This window comes from Clostridium formicaceticum (genome assembly GCF_001854185.1).
GTDB lineage: Bacteria > Bacillota > Clostridia > Peptostreptococcales > Natronincolaceae > Andreesenella > Andreesenella formicacetica.
Window position 1 is genome coordinate 1,261,107 of record NZ_CP017603.1, and the last position, 16,499, is coordinate 1,277,605.

The 16,499-nt window shown below is 35.1% G+C and carries 19 protein-coding genes and 1 other annotated feature; of the genes, 16 read left to right on the top strand and 3 right to left on the bottom strand.

Annotated elements, in window-relative coordinates:
* The first annotated feature begins 19 nt into the window (after nt 1–19).
* From BJL90_RS21805 to BJL90_RS05915, 3 genes are all read left to right on the top strand, one after another.
* Nucleotides 20–169 (top strand): hypothetical protein, encoded by a 150-nt coding sequence (locus tag BJL90_RS21805; protein WP_156778717.1) that lies wholly within the window; start codon nt 20–22, stop codon nt 167–169.
* A 287-nt stretch (nt 170–456) separates the two neighbouring features.
* The gene (locus BJL90_RS05910) at nt 457–666 is read left to right on the top strand and encodes a hypothetical protein (RefSeq protein ID WP_070965279.1); all 210 of its coding nucleotides are present in this window, start codon (nt 457–459) and stop codon (nt 664–666) included.
* A gap of 64 nt (nt 667–730) precedes the next feature.
* On the top strand, nt 731–955 hold the full coding sequence (locus tag BJL90_RS05915; protein ID WP_081561861.1) for a sigma factor G inhibitor Gin: 225 nt from the start codon (nt 731–733) through the stop codon (nt 953–955).
* 49 nt (nt 956–1,004) lie between these two features.
* Here BJL90_RS05915 and BJL90_RS21810 read toward each other — a convergent pair whose 3' ends face one another.
* A complete protein-coding gene (locus BJL90_RS21810) occupies nt 1,005–1,175 on the bottom strand; it encodes a hypothetical protein (protein WP_156778718.1) in 171 nt (56 codons plus the stop codon).
* A 228-nt stretch (nt 1,176–1,403) separates the two neighbouring features.
* On the opposite strand from BJL90_RS21810, the gene BJL90_RS05920 reads away from it, so the two are divergent.
* The 8 genes from BJL90_RS05920 to rsmI all read left to right on the top strand — a co-directional run bounded on the left by BJL90_RS05920 (nt 1,404) and on the right by rsmI (nt 8,027).
* Nucleotides 1,404–2,846, top strand: a complete 1,443-nt coding sequence (locus BJL90_RS05920) for an aminotransferase class I/II-fold pyridoxal phosphate-dependent enzyme (RefSeq protein WP_070965284.1) — start codon at nt 1,404–1,406, stop codon at nt 2,844–2,846.
* Between the two features lie 42 nt (nt 2,847–2,888).
* Entirely contained in the window at nt 2,889–3,521 is a 633-nt protein-coding gene (gene tmk, locus BJL90_RS05925) for a dTMP kinase (protein WP_070965287.1), read from the top strand.
* Nucleotides 3,518–3,847, top strand: a complete 330-nt coding sequence (locus BJL90_RS05930) for a cyclic-di-AMP receptor (RefSeq protein WP_070965290.1) — start codon at nt 3,518–3,520, stop codon at nt 3,845–3,847. Before tmk ends, BJL90_RS05930 begins: the two co-directional genes overlap by 4 nt.
* 17 nt (nt 3,848–3,864) lie before the next feature.
* On the top strand, nt 3,865–4,860 hold the full coding sequence (gene holB, locus BJL90_RS05935; protein WP_070965293.1) for a DNA polymerase III subunit delta': 996 nt from the start codon (nt 3,865–3,867) through the stop codon (nt 4,858–4,860).
* Between the two features lie 88 nt (nt 4,861–4,948).
* Nucleotides 4,949–5,848, top strand: coding sequence for a PSP1 domain-containing protein (locus BJL90_RS05940; protein WP_070965295.1), 900 nt, complete (start codon nt 4,949–4,951; stop codon nt 5,846–5,848).
* 5 nt (nt 5,849–5,853) lie between these two features.
* Nucleotides 5,854–6,387 carry a TlpA disulfide reductase family protein gene (locus BJL90_RS05945; RefSeq protein WP_070965297.1) on the top strand — a complete coding sequence of 178 codons (534 nt, stop codon included), beginning with the start codon at nt 5,854–5,856 and terminating at the stop codon, nt 6,385–6,387.
* A gap of 34 nt (nt 6,388–6,421) precedes the next feature.
* Nucleotides 6,422–7,189, top strand: a complete 768-nt coding sequence (locus BJL90_RS05950) for a tRNA1(Val) (adenine(37)-N6)-methyltransferase (RefSeq protein WP_070965301.1) — start codon at nt 6,422–6,424, stop codon at nt 7,187–7,189.
* Nucleotides 7,137–8,027, top strand: a complete 891-nt coding sequence (rsmI, locus tag BJL90_RS05955) for a 16S rRNA (cytidine(1402)-2'-O)-methyltransferase (RefSeq protein WP_236905030.1) — start codon at nt 7,137–7,139, stop codon at nt 8,025–8,027. The genes BJL90_RS05950 and rsmI overlap by 53 nt, the downstream gene beginning before the upstream one ends.
* A gap of 93 nt (nt 8,028–8,120) precedes the next feature.
* Here the strand turns inward: rsmI and BJL90_RS05960 are convergent, their stop codons facing one another.
* Nucleotides 8,121–8,360 (bottom strand): AbrB/MazE/SpoVT family DNA-binding domain-containing protein, encoded by a 240-nt coding sequence (locus tag BJL90_RS05960; protein WP_070965307.1) that lies wholly within the window; start codon nt 8,358–8,360, stop codon nt 8,121–8,123.
* A 282-nt stretch (nt 8,361–8,642) separates the two neighbouring features.
* Between BJL90_RS05960 and BJL90_RS05965 the strand changes: the two genes are divergently transcribed.
* The gene (locus tag BJL90_RS05965; protein ID WP_070965309.1) at nt 8,643–10,079 is read left to right on the top strand and encodes a CCA tRNA nucleotidyltransferase; all 1,437 of its coding nucleotides are present in this window, start codon (nt 8,643–8,645) and stop codon (nt 10,077–10,079) included.
* A gap of 141 nt (nt 10,080–10,220) precedes the next feature.
* Here BJL90_RS05965 and BJL90_RS05970 read toward each other — a convergent pair whose 3' ends face one another.
* On the bottom strand, nt 10,221–11,666 hold the full coding sequence (locus BJL90_RS05970; RefSeq protein ID WP_070965312.1) for a nicotinate phosphoribosyltransferase: 1,446 nt from the start codon (nt 11,664–11,666) through the stop codon (nt 10,221–10,223).
* Nucleotides 11,667–12,015: 349 nt separating this feature from the next.
* On the opposite strand from BJL90_RS05970, the gene BJL90_RS05975 reads away from it, so the two are divergent.
* The 4 genes from BJL90_RS05975 (at nt 12,016) to BJL90_RS05990 (ending at nt 16,294) form a co-directional block, all read left to right on the top strand.
* The gene (locus BJL90_RS05975) at nt 12,016–12,591 is read left to right on the top strand and encodes a nucleoside recognition domain-containing protein (protein ID WP_070965315.1); all 576 of its coding nucleotides are present in this window, start codon (nt 12,016–12,018) and stop codon (nt 12,589–12,591) included.
* The gene (locus tag BJL90_RS05980; RefSeq protein WP_070965323.1) at nt 12,588–13,118 is read left to right on the top strand and encodes a spore maturation protein; all 531 of its coding nucleotides are present in this window, start codon (nt 12,588–12,590) and stop codon (nt 13,116–13,118) included. The genes BJL90_RS05975 and BJL90_RS05980 overlap by 4 nt, the downstream gene beginning before the upstream one ends.
* Nucleotides 13,119–13,195: 77 nt before the next feature.
* Nucleotides 13,196–13,447, top strand: a binding site (T-box leader).
* 105 nt (nt 13,448–13,552) lie between these two features.
* Nucleotides 13,553–15,514, top strand: a complete 1,962-nt coding sequence (metG, locus tag BJL90_RS05985; protein WP_070965325.1) for a methionine--tRNA ligase — start codon at nt 13,553–13,555, stop codon at nt 15,512–15,514.
* Nucleotides 15,515–15,526: 12 nt separating this feature from the next.
* Entirely contained in the window at nt 15,527–16,294 is a 768-nt protein-coding gene (locus BJL90_RS05990; protein WP_070965328.1) for a TatD family hydrolase, read from the top strand.
* The last annotated feature ends 205 nt before the right edge of the window (nt 16,295–16,499 follow it).

Genomic DNA, 16,499 nt, shown 5'->3' on the forward strand with positions numbered 1-16,499 from the left:
TACAAAGGGAGGTAAAAAAATGAATGAAGAAGTAAAAAAAGATATGGGTCAAATGAGTTATGCTAATTTAACCGAAGATCAGCTAAAGAAACTGATGATGATAGAAGATGAAATCAATCAAAATCGTCAAGAAAAAGTATATTTAATGGCTTTTGCAAATAAACTTTAAACATCGAAAGAAGGATAATTTAAAGCAAAAGGGAAGTTTTTCCTTTTGCTTTTTCAATGTATTTGAAAATGCTTCTATAAAATTGAGCAGATTAAACTTGTTTTTTTAGTACTATTTTACCACTCAAAAAAAGTAGGATTTTTGAAAATTATGTAGAATAATGAAGAATGTGCAGAATAAACAATAAAAAAAGTGTATTTTTCAAGAAGTTTACGGTTTAAAAGAAGGAATTCTGTTAAGTGTTGACGAAGCTATTACAAAGCTACTTTGAGTGGGAGAGATAAAACATGTTTAATAATACAATTAATATAGCTTTTTTAATTATTTTACTAATACCCATACTGATTTTTATTTTAACATTGATGAAAATTGTAGGAGAAGATATGAAAAGCTCTACAAAAAAAACATCTTCATCTCCTTATACGACAAAACATTCTTATACTAAAAAACAAGTAAAAAAGCAGAAGAAAATCCATTACCTAAGAAAAGTAAAATAATCTTTTTTTCTAATGGTTAACAATGTACTAGGATTGTGAATAGAATAAAAAGTATAAGGCTACAATGAAAATAAATAAATTTTTTATAAGGCTGGTGAAAAAGATGACAGAAGAATTACAATGTTATATGTGTAATGATGAGACCAGTACAGGTATTCTTCTATTAAACCAATATATATGTAGGAGATGTGAGGAAGAATTGGTAAGCACACCAGTAGATCAGCTTAAGTACGAAATATTTAAAAGAAAAATAAAAGATATTTGGCAGCAATTTTTGCAGGAAGCCTAAGAAATAACAAAGGGACTAAACAGTCCCCTTATTATTTTTTGAAACAAAATTACTTTTTGTGTTGCTCTATTTTTGTCAACATTGTATTTCTACAAACTTCTTTTCTATGACTTTTCACCTCATCAATAGAAATATCTAGCATATGAGAAATTTCCATATCAGACTTTTTATGATTATAAGCCTGTAAAAATGTTTTTAAATTAGTAATTTTATCTTTCATTATGCCACCATCCTTAATATTTTTTGTTTGTGGCTTGTTAACATGATTTTTATAAAATATTTCCCACAGACAGATATTGTCTATAGTTATATTATTTCTAAAAGTGAAATCTTTTATTCAAAAATAGAGGAAAAGCAGCCTTTTTTCTAGAAAGAATAACAATTATATTTGTAGAAAATAATTTTAAAGAAGCATAAAATTATACATATACAGAAAGAAGGAATTTTTTTGAAAGAAACACCACTTTTAGATAGATTATTAGAACTACAGGAAGAAAAAATAGTATCTTTTCATGTACCAGGACACAAAAATGGAAAAATATTCAATACTACTCATTATAAAAATTTCAAAAAATTTCTACCGGATATAGATACAACAGAGATTATAGGAACGGACTACCTTCATAATCCAAAGGAAGTTATTCAAAAAGCGCAACAGAGGGCTAGCGAGGTTTTTAAAAGTGATGCCACCTTTTTTTTGATCAATGGCAGTACTTCTGGCATCTACAGCATGATTATGGCGGTAACATCCCCAGGAGATAAAATCATTGTGGCAAGAAATTGCCATCAATCTGTTATTAATGCTACAATTTTAGGAGACTTAGTCCCCGTGTACTTATATCCTGAAATGGACAGCTATCATGGGATTCCCCTAGGCATTTCACCAGAAGAAGTAAAAAAGAAGCTAATAGCATGCCCTGATGCTAAGGCTGTGATGCTCACTTATCCTACATATCATGGATTCACTAGCGACTTAAAAAAAATAGCAGAAATTGTTCACGGTTATGGAAAAATTTTGTTAGTAGATGAGGCCCATGGTGCCCATCTAGGACTAAATGAAAAATTACCTATGACAGCTTTAGAGTGTGGTGCAGATGCTGTGGTACAAAGTACCCATAAAACTTTACCTGCATTTACACAAAGCTCCATGCTTCATGTACAGGGAAATAAGATAGATATAGATAAATTAAAGTTCATGTTGAAAATACATCAGAGCAGTAGTCCCTCCTATATACTAATGGCCTCCTTGGATTTAGCTACCACGATTTATCAGGATTTGGGAAGCCAATTAATGGAGGCGCTTCTTGAGCATATAGAGGAATTTAAAAGTAAGATAAAAGGAACAAAAGGAGTAACTGTGTTAGAGGATACTTCCTTGGGTAAAAATTCTATAAAGGGAATGGATGCTACAAAATTATGGATAAGTATGGAGCAAAACCAAATCAATGGTTATCAGTTAGAAAAGAAACTTCGAAACAAGTATGGTATTCAAATGGAGCTATCCAATATGTATGGTATACTAGGAGTAACTTCTATTGCTAATGACGGGGAAGATTTTGAAAAGCTTTACGAAGCATTAACGGATATTGCAAAAAAAGAGGGAGAAGGACACTTGGAAAAGAGGCAATTCTTTTCCTATCCTATACCTAAACAAATGCTTACCCCCAAAGAAGCGCTATACAGAAAAAAGAAACAGGTACCCATAGAGAAGAGCATAGGGTTTGTTAGCGGTGAATATCTTATTCCCTATCCCCCGGGTATTCCTATATTGATGCCGGGAGAGGTGATTGAGGAGGAGATAATCACATATATCAGGGTTATGATAGAAAGTGGAATGGAGATACTAGGGTTGAAGGATCATCAGTGGAAAAATATTGAGATTTTGGTGTAAATAACATCAAAGGTTAGACAGAGGATCAGCGGAGGTGTCATGATGAAAAAAGGTTTATTTATATCCATAGAGGGTTTGGATGGAGCAGGCAAAAGTACACAGATGCAGTTTATGAAAAGTTTTTTTCAAGAAAAAGGCTTGGAGGTATTGATAACAAGAGAACCTGGAGGAACGATCATAGGGGAAAAAGTTAGAAGTATCATATTAGATAAACAACATGAAGAAATGGCAAGTACTACGGAGGCATTATTATATGCTGCTTCTAGGGCGCAACATGTAACACAGGTCATTTTACCAGCTCTTAAAGAAGGTAAGGTAGTATTATGTGATAGATTTGTAGATTCCAGTATTGCATATCAAGGAGTAGGTCGACAGTTAGGATATCATGTTATAAAAACCATTAATGATTTTGCTACGCAGGGTTTATCACCAGATTTAACGATCTTTTTTGATATCCCTCCAGAAGTAACCCTACAACGAATTAATAGGGAGGAAGTAGACCGATTGGAACAGGAGAAAATAGATTTTCATAGAGCGGTATACGATGCCTATATAGACCTAGCAAAGCAGGATTCAGCTAGAATAAAAGTAATAAAAGCAGATAGAGCTATTGACGGGATAAAAAAAGATGTGGAAAAACTATTAATAAAAATAATCGGGGAGGGGATTTTATGAAGTTAATTATAGCGATTGTTCATGATGAAGATGCGGCACGGCTTATGGAGGAGTTAACCAATAACAATTTTAGGATGACAAAGCTTGCGACTACAGGAGGATTTCTAAGGGCAGGAAATACTACGCTTTTAGTAGGTACAGAGGATGAAGATGTAGACAAAGTCATTAGTATTATAAAAGATAATTGCGAGGCTAGAAAAGAAATTGTTTCTTCACCTGCACCAGTTTCCGGAACGGCAGGTATCTTTATACCCTATTCTATAGAGGTTATGGTGGGAGGAGCAACAGTTTTTGTCGTGGATGTGGAGAAGTATGTTAAGTTATAGAAAAGAGTGATAAAAAAATGGTTTTAGAAGCTGTATTAGGGCAGGAAAAACTTATGAAAAATTTTATAAGGGCGCTGGAGCAAAACCAATTGGCGCATGCATACTTGATAGAGGGTCAGCATGGGTTGGGAAAAAGAAATGTTGCACGACAGATGGCAAAGGGTATATGCTGCAGAGCAATCCAAGGGAAACCCTGTGATGAATGTATTAGTTGTAAAAAATTGGATCATGATAGTCACCCAGAAGTAATTTGGGTACAAGAGGAAACCTCCATAAAGATAGAGGCAGTAAGGGATTTACAAAAAAACATTCAAATGAAGCCCTATGAGGGCAGCAAGAAAGTATATATTATCTGTGATGCAGAAAAAATGACGTTACAGGCACAAAATGCTCTTTTAAAAACTTTAGAGGAACCACCAGAATACGTAACGATAATTCTTCTCACCACCAATAGCAATAGCTTGTTGACTACCATTATATCAAGATGTCAAAGACTAAAATTACTGCCGGTAGCGTTAGAAACAATAGAAAAATATTTAATAGAAAAAAAGGCTGTAGCGAAGGAAGAAGCAAGGGTATTGGCCTCTCTTTCTAGGGGAATTCCCGGCAGAGCAATACAACTTCTAGAAGATGAAGCTTTTCAACAGAGAAGACAAAAGGTAATAAAACTGACGAGACATCTTGTTGACAAAAAAACCTTCTACTTACTAGAAAACCTTCAGGACTTTTATGAAGAAAAACAATTTATTGAAGAAAGCCTAGAACTGATGATGGGATGGTATAGAGATGTACTCTTATATAAACATACCAACAAAGCGGATATTATTATAAATATAGATGAAATAGAAGAAATTATCTATCAAAGTGATATTCTTTCTTTGGAGAATATAAAGGAAATGATTTTTATTATTGAAGAGACAAAAAATAACTTTAGAAGTAATGTTAACCTTCAGCTAAATTTAGAAACAATGCTCCTGCAATTAAAAAAAAGAGTGAATGAAAGCATTCTTTAGGAAAAATGGTATATTTTTTTCAGCATAGCATATTACCGTAAAGTTTGATAAAATAAGAAAAGGTCAATATTTATTAGGAGGAATTTTCATGGTAACAGTTGTAGGTGTGCGGTTTAAAAAAGCAGGAAAAATCTATTACTTTAATCCTGGAGAAATTAACGTACAGAAAAACAGTTGTGTCATTGTAGAAACCGCAAGAGGTATAGAATTTGGGGAAGTTGTAGTTGGTCCTAAGGAGGTTCCAGAGGAGAACATTGTAGCACCGTTAAAGGACGTAATCAGGGTTGTGACAGAAGAAGATCAACAACAACACTTTGAAAATAAAGAAAAAGAGAAGGAAGCCTTTGAAGTATGTTTGGAGAAGATTTCCAGCCATCAATTAGATATGAAGTTAATCGATGTAGAATATACTTTTGATAATAATAAAGTAATTTTTTACTTTACTGCAGATGGCAGAGTAGATTTTAGAGAGTTGGTAAAAGATTTAGCAGCTATTTTTAAAACCCGTATAGAATTAAGACAAATTGGTGTTCGGGATGAATCTAAAATGCTGGGAGGTATTGGCACCTGCGGAAAACCTCTTTGTTGTGCAACATGGTTAGGAGATTTTGAACCAGTATCTATTAAAATGGCAAAGGAACAAAGTCTTTCTTTAAACCCTACAAAAATATCCGGCATTTGTGGGAGACTTTTCTGCTGCTTAAAATATGAACATGACATGTATCAAGAAATTTTTGAAAAGTTACCAGGAATTGGTTCTATTGTACAAACACCCTACGGAGAAGGAATTGTCATAGAGACCAATGTGCTATTAGAAAAAGTAAAGGTAAAAATAAAAAATCATCAAGACAATACAGAAGAACTAAAAGTATGTAATATGGAAGAGGTTACAAAAATAAAAGAAAAGCGCAGTTTGAAGGAGCAACTGGAGATTGTGGAAGAATTACAAGACGGTCTTGAAAAAGAATTAAAAGAATTGGAGGACTAAAAGTAATGTTAAAAAGCAAATGGCTTGTTTTTATAATAATACTGGTTTTAGTCCTACAGGTGGGATGTAGTGAAAAGTCGCAAGAAATAACACAAGAGAGTCCTCCTATCGAGAAGGAAGAAAACCTAAAAGAGGAGATACCTATCGATACCTATGAAGAGATAGATTCCTTAGAGGAAATTATAGCTGATAGACTAGCTATTCTGGCTTTTTGGGTCTCTTGGAGTGAAGAATCTAAACAACAACTGGAAATACTAGAGAATGTATATAAGCTAGTAGAGGAGGATGTTGTTGTCATAGGCGTCCATGCCACCGCTTTTGATACAATTTCTAAAGAGGAAATTCTGCAGGATATAGAGGCGTACCCTTTTGAGATGCTGCTGGATGAAGGCGGAGAAATGAAAGAAGCCTACTATGTAGGTAATTTCCCTACAATGGTTTTTTTAGATAAAAAAGGGAAGGTAGTTCATACCTACACAACTTTAATAGAAGAGGATGTTATTTTAGAGAAATTAACCCTCCTATTGGAAAGTTTATAACAAATTCAGATTATGGAGGTGGCAATCTCTATCAATGAAGGATTTACTAAAACAGTCAGAACGAATAGATGATTTGCAGATCAATAATTTAAAAATTATTCAGGATCCTGAAGGGTTTTGCTTCGGTATAGACGCTGTGCTATTAGCAAACTTTGTAACACTAAAGAAAAACGCAAGAGTCATAGACTTAGGAACAGGTACAGGCATTATACCGATACTATTGGCAGGAAAAAGTAAGACAAGTCATATAACAGCGCTAGAAATACAAAAAGAGGTGGCGGATATGGCAAGTCGTAGTGTTCAACTAAACCAACTGGAAGATAGGATTCAAATTCTACCAGTAGATTTAAAGAAAATAGGAGAAATCTTACCTGTCAATAGTTTTGATGTTGTTACATCTAACCCCCCTTACATGCATCCAAAGGGGCTTTTAAATCCTGAAGATAAAAAATCTATTTCAAGGCATGAAATAAAGTGTAGTCTAGAGGAGGTTATTGCCGTAGCCTCTAAACTATTAAAACATTTGGGGAAATTTTTTATGGTACATCGCCCCCAAAGATTAGCAGATATTATGTACTACTGCAGGCAGTACAAGCTAGAACCTAAGCAACTTCAGTTTATTCATCCAACCTATGATAAGAAACCAAACCTACTGTTATTAGAGTGCAGAAAAGCCGCTAAAGCGGAGTTGAAAATCATGGATCCCCTCTATGTTTATGATAAGGAAGGAAACTACACAGAGGCGATTCATGAAATATACGGTAGAAAAGTATTGGAGAAGGATGGTGAAATCCTTGAATAAAGGAAAACTATACATATGTCCTACACCTATAGGAAACTTAGAGGACATTACTTTAAGGGTTTTGAGAATACTGAAGGAAGTAGATACAATAGCAGCAGAGGATACCCGTCATACCATAAATTTACTGAGGCATTTTGATATCCAAAAACCTTTAACCAGTTATCATGAGCATAACGAAAAAAACAAGAGTCAATATCTCTTGAACAAACTGTTAGAGGGAGAAACCATAGCCCTGGTTTCTGATGCTGGTATGCCAGGAATTTCTGATCCAGGGGAAGTACTAGTGAAGGCATGTATAGAACACGATATTCCCTTAGAAATTTTGCCAGGAGCTACTGCTGGTATCTTGGCTTTGGTAGCTTCAGGATTACCTACAAGAAGATTTGCTTTTGAAGGATTTTTAGAGCGGGATAAGAAAAAAAGAAGAGAAAGACTAGAAAAGATAAAATTAGAGGATCGAAGTCTTATCTTTTATGAAGCGCCTCATCGTGTTATAGATACATTGCAGGATATGATGGATATTTTCGGTGATAGGAAAGCTGTACTGGCTAGAGAACTAACCAAAAGGTATGAGGAATTTATTCGTGGAAGCTTAAAAGAAGTTTATCAATATCTTCAAGAAAACCCTCCCAAGGGAGAAATGGTGCTTTTATGCGAGGGAATCAGTTTAGAAGAAGAAGTTCGTAGGGAGAGAGAAGTTTTTGAACATCTCACGATTAAAGAGCATATTCTTACCTTTATAGAGGAGGGCTTAGAAAAAAAAGAAGCCATAAAAAAAGTAGCTAAGGTGAGAAAAATACCTAAATCCGACGTATACAAAGAGTCCATAGATCTATAGATCTATGGACCCTCTTAATCACTGCACCGAAGGAGTCAATTCGGCTAAAATTCAGGGGGAGTAAAAAACTCCCCTGAATTAAGCCGAATTTTATTACTTTGCTAATTCTTCGATACAATCACTGCAAATATTTTTAGATCTATGTATTGTAATGTTCTTAGCATTACCACAAAAGATACATGCTGGCTCATATTTTTTTAATAGAATACTTTCACCATCTACATAGATTTCTAAGGCATCCTTTTCTGCAATATTTAGTGTACGCCTTAGTTCGATAGGAAGAACGATTCTCCCTAACTCATCGACTTTTCTAACAATTCCTGTTGACTTCAAACACTTGTCCTCCTTTAATTTTTGTTTCCCCTTTAGTATCTTAACCCTATTCCCCAAAACAATAGATAGATATTTTTATACAAATTTCGACAATCGTCTATTAAATAGTACCAAATATTCCATAAAAAGTCAATTAGAAAAGTTTGTTAATAATATAACTATCGTTGGATGCGTTGAATTTTTACTATATACTAAAGATAATCGAAAGTATAAATATTTTTTCTGTAGAATCAAGATACTAAGACATTATTAAGTAAGAATATATTTTTAGGAGCTGATAGAATGAATATCGTGGTTGATCGTATTCTTCAGTTAAGCAAAGAGATGGATACAGAGATATACTTGGTGGGAGGTACCATACGGGATGTACTATTAAGTAGAAAAATCAAGGATTTAGACTTTGTAACCCTTTGTCACCCTAAGGTTTTAGCAGAAAAAATTATGAATAAGTTGGAGGGAACTTTGGTCCTTCTAGATAAAGAGCGGGAAATATATCGCGTAGTTTTAAAGGATAAAAGGATGATAGATTTTGCAAGAATAAAGGGAGCCACAATACAAGAGGATTTATGCAAAAGAGATTTTAGCATCAATGCAATGGCTTACGATTTACAGGAAGGATGGCCAATAAAAAAAGAAAAAATTATAGATCCCTTTGGAGGTAAAAGGGATTTAGATAGTAAAAAAATTCGACATATAAAAGAGAAAGTTTTCCAGGAAGACCCTGTAAGAATGCTAAGAGCCGTAGCTTTTATGGCGCAGATGAAGTTTCATTTGGATGATAGAACGCAGGCACTTATAAAGAAAGAAGCTAACAGAATCATCAATGTAGCAGGAGAGAGAATAGCAGGGGAGCTATTTAAAATCCTAGAGGAGCCTATGACCTACTATTATTTTGATTTTATGGATAAACAGCTAAACTTATTAGAAAAAATTTTTCCTGAAATTATTGAAATGAAAAAAATAGGTGAATGTAAGTACCATGTGGTAGACAGTTGGACCCACTCAATTAATACGATGGAAATCGTAGAAAGCTACATATATGCCAATAAATTTTTTGAAGTTCATATAGGGCAGGCTTATGAAAAACATACGAGTGAAAAAATAGCAGGTAATCACAGTCGTTTACAGCTGCTAAAGTTAGGCGCTCTTTTCCATGACATAGGAAAGCCTTCCGCCCGTAGGATAGATAGTACAGGGAGAGTACGATTTAGAGGACATGAAATAACTGGGGCAGAGCTTATGAAGGAATATGGGGATAAAATGAGATTAAGTGTAAGAGAAAAAGAAATTCTCTATAAATATATTTATCTTCACATGTGGCCCTTAGACTTATACAAAAAAAATGACGTAAGTGGAAAAACCTTGTATGACCTTTTTAATAAAATGGGAAAAGAAACTTTGGATATTTTATTGATTGCCCTAGGAGATATTGTGGCTACTAGAAAAAGTTTAGATCCAAAGGAAGAGATGGGCATGTTTAAGGTACATATAGAATATATGGCAAACAACTACCTAACCCGCTATAAACCCATAGAAGATATAACACGTATCATTAAAGGTACAGAAGTGATGGAGGCGCTAAATATACCAGAGGGAAGTGCTGTAGGAGAAGCTTTAGAAAAAATAAGAAAGGTCATTTATTTTGGAGAAATAGAGCCCACCAAGGAGGCCGCTATTGATTATATAAAAGCTACCAAAATGAATTTCTCTGATAGCTAAAGATAGCGTAATGCTAAAGGATAGATAATGAATGAAGCTTTAAGAAAACGACAAGTTGCTTTGATAGGTGGGATCTTTAGGATTAACTTTTGCTGTCCATAATTACCGTATTTGTTATAATAGCATGTAAAAAAGGATCTTTTAAGATCCTCTTTTCGTAGCTTCCCGATACTGACTTACCATATCATTTTTCAATTTCCAGAGTTTTTCCGAAAGGTCAACTTTATAAAGTTGCGGGCGAATCATCCTCTTATATTCCGGCCATAGGCTGTCCAATTCTTCAGCCACATATGCCTTTATTTCCTTCACCGTTTTTCTAGGAGCCACCAGTTTGCCATCTATGTAAAGAGGTGCTAGCATTTCTCTTATCCTATAATTCGTGAAGGTTTTTGTTTTCCATGTATAAGTAGGATGAAAAATCGTAAGAGGTTTACTGGTATCAATTGTTTCATCCTCCAGCATAATCAAATCCCCCTGTGCATTATGATCATCAGCATGGTAAATTCTGACCACCTTTTTATAACCTGGATTCGTAATTTTTTCGGGATTCTCAGATATTTTTATTTTAGAAAGTAACTCTCCGTCCTTCTCCATAGCAGACAGTTTATAGACCCCGCCTAAAGCAGGACACCCCTTGGAGGTAATCAGATTAGTTCCTACTCCCCATCCATTCACAGCAGCTTTTTGAATCTTTAAACTATAAATAATCTCTTCATCTAAATCACTGGAGGCTACGATGGATACACCCTCAAAGCCTGCAGCATTTAAAATTTTCCGTGCTTCTTTAGAAAGATAAGCAATATCCCCTGAATCAATACGGATACCTTTAGGCTCATAACCTTTAGATCTTAGTTCATTAAAAACAGTAATTGCATTGGGAAGACCGCTCTTTAACGTATCGTAAGTATCCACTAAAAGAAGACAATTATCCGGATAGGTAGCAGCATAAGCACGGAAAGCTTCTAATTCTGTATCAAAGCTTTGTACCCAACTATGAGCTTGTGTACCTACCACAGGGATATCAAACATTTTACCAGCTAAAACATTAGAGGTAGAGGAACATCCACCAATAACAGCAGCTCTTGCCCCATAGATACCGGCGTCTGGACCTTGAGCTCGTCTTAATCCAAACTCAAATACGGGATCCCCTTCAGCCGCTTCACAAATTCTAGAAGCTTTTGTGGCGATAAGAGATTGAAAATTGATGATGTTTAAAAGAGCAGTTTCTATTAGCTGAGCTTCAAAGCAAGAAGCCTTTACTCTTAAAATAGGTTCACTAGGGAACATAATAGATCCCTCTGGTACCGCATAAATGGTTCCAGAAAATTTAAAATCTTTAACAACCTTAAGAAAATCATCATCAAAACCTAAGCCTCTTAAATAGTTTAAATCCTCCTCTGTAAACTTTAAGTTTTCAATATAATCAATGACCTGTTCGATTCCTGCAATAATTGTATAGCTACTTTTACAGGGATTTTTTCTAAAAAACAAATCAAAAACCACTGTATCTTGATGAAGGCCATGTTTTAAATAACCATTCATCATGGTGAGCTGATAAAAATCTGTTAATAAAGCAAGGTTTCTCATATTATTACCTTCCTTATCTAAATAAATTTGTTCTTCGATAGAACAATATTCTATTAAAATAACCCATTAAGATTTATTATAACAGATTTTTAAGGACAAATGAAAAAAAATATGTAATTCGACAAATTTATTTACAAACATGTCTCAATATTTCATATAGTTAAAAAATTAACAACTACCTGAGTAGAAAAAGCATCTTTGATTGCCACAAAGAAGCATATAGGAAAAGCCCTTTATCATAGGATGTAATGGTGAAAGGTAATTTCTTTAGCTAAAGGAATGATTCCAATTCACTATTTAGAAAAGCGAAGGGTTTTTTTATTTAAAATAGAGAAAAAAGAGGGGTTTTATGAGCATAATATGGTTTGCCATGATTATTTTTGGCATGGTGATGGCGATTATCAGTGGAAGAATAGAAATCATTAATGCGGTGATATTACAGGACGCACAGGAAGCTGTGGTTTTTGCTATTGGCCTTACTGGAATTATGGCAGTATGGTTGGGGCTCATGAATATTGCTGAAAAATCTGGGCTAATTGATAGCTTTGCTGTACTGATGCGGCCTATTTCAAAGCTCCTGTTTCCCTCCGTTCCTCCGAATCATCCTGCCATCAGTGCTATCATGATGAATATGGTAGCGAATATGTTTGGAGCGGGCAACTCTGCCACTGCCCTAGGTATCAAAGCTATGGAGGAATTACAAACCTTAAATAAAAATAAAAAAACTGCTACCAATGCTATGTGTATGTTTTTGGTAATCAATATGTCTTCTATACAATTGATTCCTTTAACAGTATTAAAGATTCGTGCGGATGCTGGATCACAAATACCGACGGAAATTATAACAACTTCCCTCATTGCCACTACAGTATCCACTTTTTTTGGTATACTTGCTTGTAAAATATTGGAGGGAAAAAAACGATGACGGCTATATTAACCATTATTTCTTTAGCTGCTATACCTATCATGATAACAATTATATTACTACATGGACTGATAAAAGGAGTAAATTTATATGATGCTTTTGCAGAGGGAGCAGGCGATGGTTTTAAAACCGCCATAAGAATTATGCCCTACTTGATTGCTATCTTTATTGCTATTGGATTAATGAGAAAATCAGGAGCTATGGATTTTTTAATCAGCTTCATGACGATGCCGATGACATTGATAGGTATTCCTGCAGAAGTGCTGCCTTTAGCTGTTATTCGGCCTATATCCGGCAGTGGTGCTTTGGCAGTATTAAAAGACATTATTACCCACTATGGTCCAGATTCCTTTGTAGGAAGAGTGGCTTCCACCATGATGGGTTCAGCAGAAACGATTTTTTATACCATGGCTGTTTATTTTGGAGCAATAGGGGTTAAGTATTCCCGTCACACTGTTTTAGCGGCGCTTTTATCGCATTTTGCAGCTATTATTGCATCGGTAGTGATCTGTAGAATGATCTTTTAATAATTTCATAGCAATCTCTATTGACAGATGATGTATAATCTTATATATTTATGTATAAATTAAGTAATAAAAATAAATGATAGGTAATGATGGGAAGAGTAAGTTGATGGACTTAGTAACAGAGAGCCGGGGCGGGTGAAAGCCGGTGCTAAGAAAGTTTGCTGAAGATGGCCCCTGAACTTCATGATCGAACTTTTGTAAAATAAGACTTAGATCATGACGGAAGTGCAACCGTTATATTGCAGGGTGATGAAGGTCACTTGCTGAGATTATTGCTGCGAAGTAATAATAAACTAGGGTGGTATCACGAGAAAAAGCTCGTCCCTATACTTGAAGTACAAGTATAGGGACTTTTGTTTTTTGTGAAGGGAAACGGGCAACAACGTATTATAATAACAAAAAAACCATGAAAAATGGATAAGGAGGAAAAAAACATGAGTAAAGGAACATATTATTTGACTACACCTATTTATTACCCCAGTGCAAAACTACATATAGGACATACCTACACAACTGTAGCATCCGACGTTTTAGCTAGATTTAAGCGCTTTACCGGCTACGACGTGCAGTTTTTGACGGGAACCGATGAGCATGGTGAAAAAATTCAAAAAGCTGCTAAAGAAAAAGGTATGGCGCCAAAGGCTTATGTAGATGAAATCGTAAGGGATATTAAAGATATATGGAAAAAAATGGATATATCTTATGATATTTTTATTCGAACTACGGATGAACATCATGTAAAAAGTGTTCAGAAAATTTTCCAAAAACTCTACGATCAAGGAGATATCTATAAAGGTGAATACGAAGGATGGTACTGTACTCCCTGTGAATCTTTTTGGACAAAAACTCAGTTAAAAGAAGAGAAACTTTGTCCTGATTGCGGCAGACCTGCTGAGTTAGCTAAGGAAGAGGCGTATTTTTTCAAACTATCGAAGTATCAAGACCGGTTAATTCAATATTTCGAAGAACATCCAGAAATTTGCCTTCCTGAATCAAGAAAGAATGAAATGTTAAATAACTTTCTAAAAGCAGGCTTGGAAGACCTAGCTGTATCTAGAACTAGCTTTGATTGGGGGATACCAGTGCCCTTTGACCCAAAACACGTGATCTATGTATGGATTGATGCATTATCCAACTATATTACTGCTTTAGGCTATGGTTCAGATAATCAAGAAAAATATGAAAAGTATTGGCCTGCAAATGTTCATATTATGGCAAAAGAAATCATCAGATTCCACACCATTATTTGGCCAGCAATGTTAATGGCTTTAGGCGAGCCGCTGCCGAAAATGGTTTATGGACATGGATGGATTATGTTTGGCGATGACAAAATGTCAAAGTCTAAGGGTAATATTGTTTATCCTGAACCTCTTATTGAAAGATACGGACTTGACGCACTGAAGTATTTCTTACTAAGGGAATTTACCTTTGGCTATGACGGAACCTACACTAATAGAAGTTTTGTTAATCGACTTAATGCTGATCTATCCAATGACTTAGGAAATCTAGTAAGTAGAAGTATTACTATGATTGAAAAATATAATGGGGGTATGATACCAGAAGGAAAAGTAACAGGGGAGTTTGACGAGGACTTAAAACGCGTCGCAACTACAGCTGCTGAAAAAGTAGAAAAAGCTATAGACAAACTTCAATTCCATGAAGGTTTAGAAGAAATTTGGAAGGTAATCCGCAGAGTGAATAAATATATTGATGAAACGACGCCTTGGATTCTAGCAAAAGAGGCGTCAAATAAGGAAAATTTAGGTACCGTACTGTATAACTTAGCCGATAGCCTTCGTATCATTTCTATACTAATAAAGCCTTTTATGGAAGCAACCACTACAAAAATATGGGCACAATTAGGCATAGACAAAGAACAGTGTACAAGCTGGGAGGATGCTGCTGTATTTGGCAAGATTCCTGTTGGAACTCAAGTGAAAAGAGGAGAAATTCTTTTCCCTAGACTAGAGATAGAAAAAGAAGTGGAGGAACTGGAGAAAATAAACGAAGCCTACTTTAAAAAGATTAATGGTATACCAGAAACAGGAGAAGTAGTAGAGATAGAAGCAAAAGAGGAAATTACTATCGATGATTTTGATAAGCTGGAATTAAGAGTAGCCAAAGTTTTAAAAGCGGAGAAGCATCCTAAAGCTGATAAATTACTAGTACTACAGCTACAGGTAGGCAATGAAACCAGACAAGTAGTTTCTGGTATTGCAGAACATTATAAACCAGAGGATATGGTGGGCAAATCAGTGATTCTGGTGGCAAATCTAAAGCCTGTAAAACTAAGAGGCGTAGAATCAAGAGGAATGATTTTAGCCGCTTCTAACGACGAAAAACTTGTACTGGGAACAATTGATGCTGATATACCAGCAGGGACACTGATGAGCTAAAGGAGGAATTGAATGCTTTTTGATAGCCATGCCCATTTAGACGATGGACGTTTTGATGAAGATAGAGAAGAAGTCATTATAGAGGCCCAAAAAAGGGGCCTGCAGTATATTCTCAATCCTGGGGCAGATTTACAAACATCTATGAAGGCAGTAGCATTAGCAGAAAAATATGATATGATTTATGCTGCTGTAGGGGTGCATCCCCATGATGTGAAGGACATGGATGAGAATACCCTTAGCGCATTAAAATCTTTATGTAGCAGAGAAAAGGTTGTTGCTATAGGGGAAATTGGCCTGGATTTTCACTATGATCATTCACCGAGAGAGACTCAAAGAAAGTGGTTTAGGAAACAAATAGAACTAGCAAAGGAAGTAGAGCTTCCTATCATTATCCATGATCGAGAAGCCCACGGGGAAGTCTTTGATATACTACAGGAGTATGATGCTGGAGAAATAGGATGTGTGATGCATTGTTACTCTAGTAGTGTAGAAATGGCAAGGGAATATATTAAAAGAGGTATCTATATTTCCTTAGCTGGTCCAGTAACCTTCAAAAACGCTAAAAAAACCTATGAGGTAGCGCAGCATATACCGCTGGAATGGCTACTGATTGAGACGGATTGTCCTTATTTAGCCCCAGTTCCTTATAGGGGGAAACGAAATGAACCAGCTTATGTTACTTATGTAGCCAACACCATTGCAGAAGCCAAAGGAATTTCCTTTGAAGAAGTAGTAAGAAAAACCAACGAAAATGCTAGAAGACTTTTTAAAATTATTTAAAGCATATATTATAAAAGCCTATTAAAAATAACAGCTTATGAAGAAGCTGTTATTTTGCTTTTTTGACGATCCAATTGATAAAAAACAGAAAAACTGATACAATAGATATGGTAATATTTATAAATAAATACAATATGTAGTAGATAGGTACATGAATGTATTTGCTTATCTATATAGACGGTTATTATAAAAAACTTAACCAAAG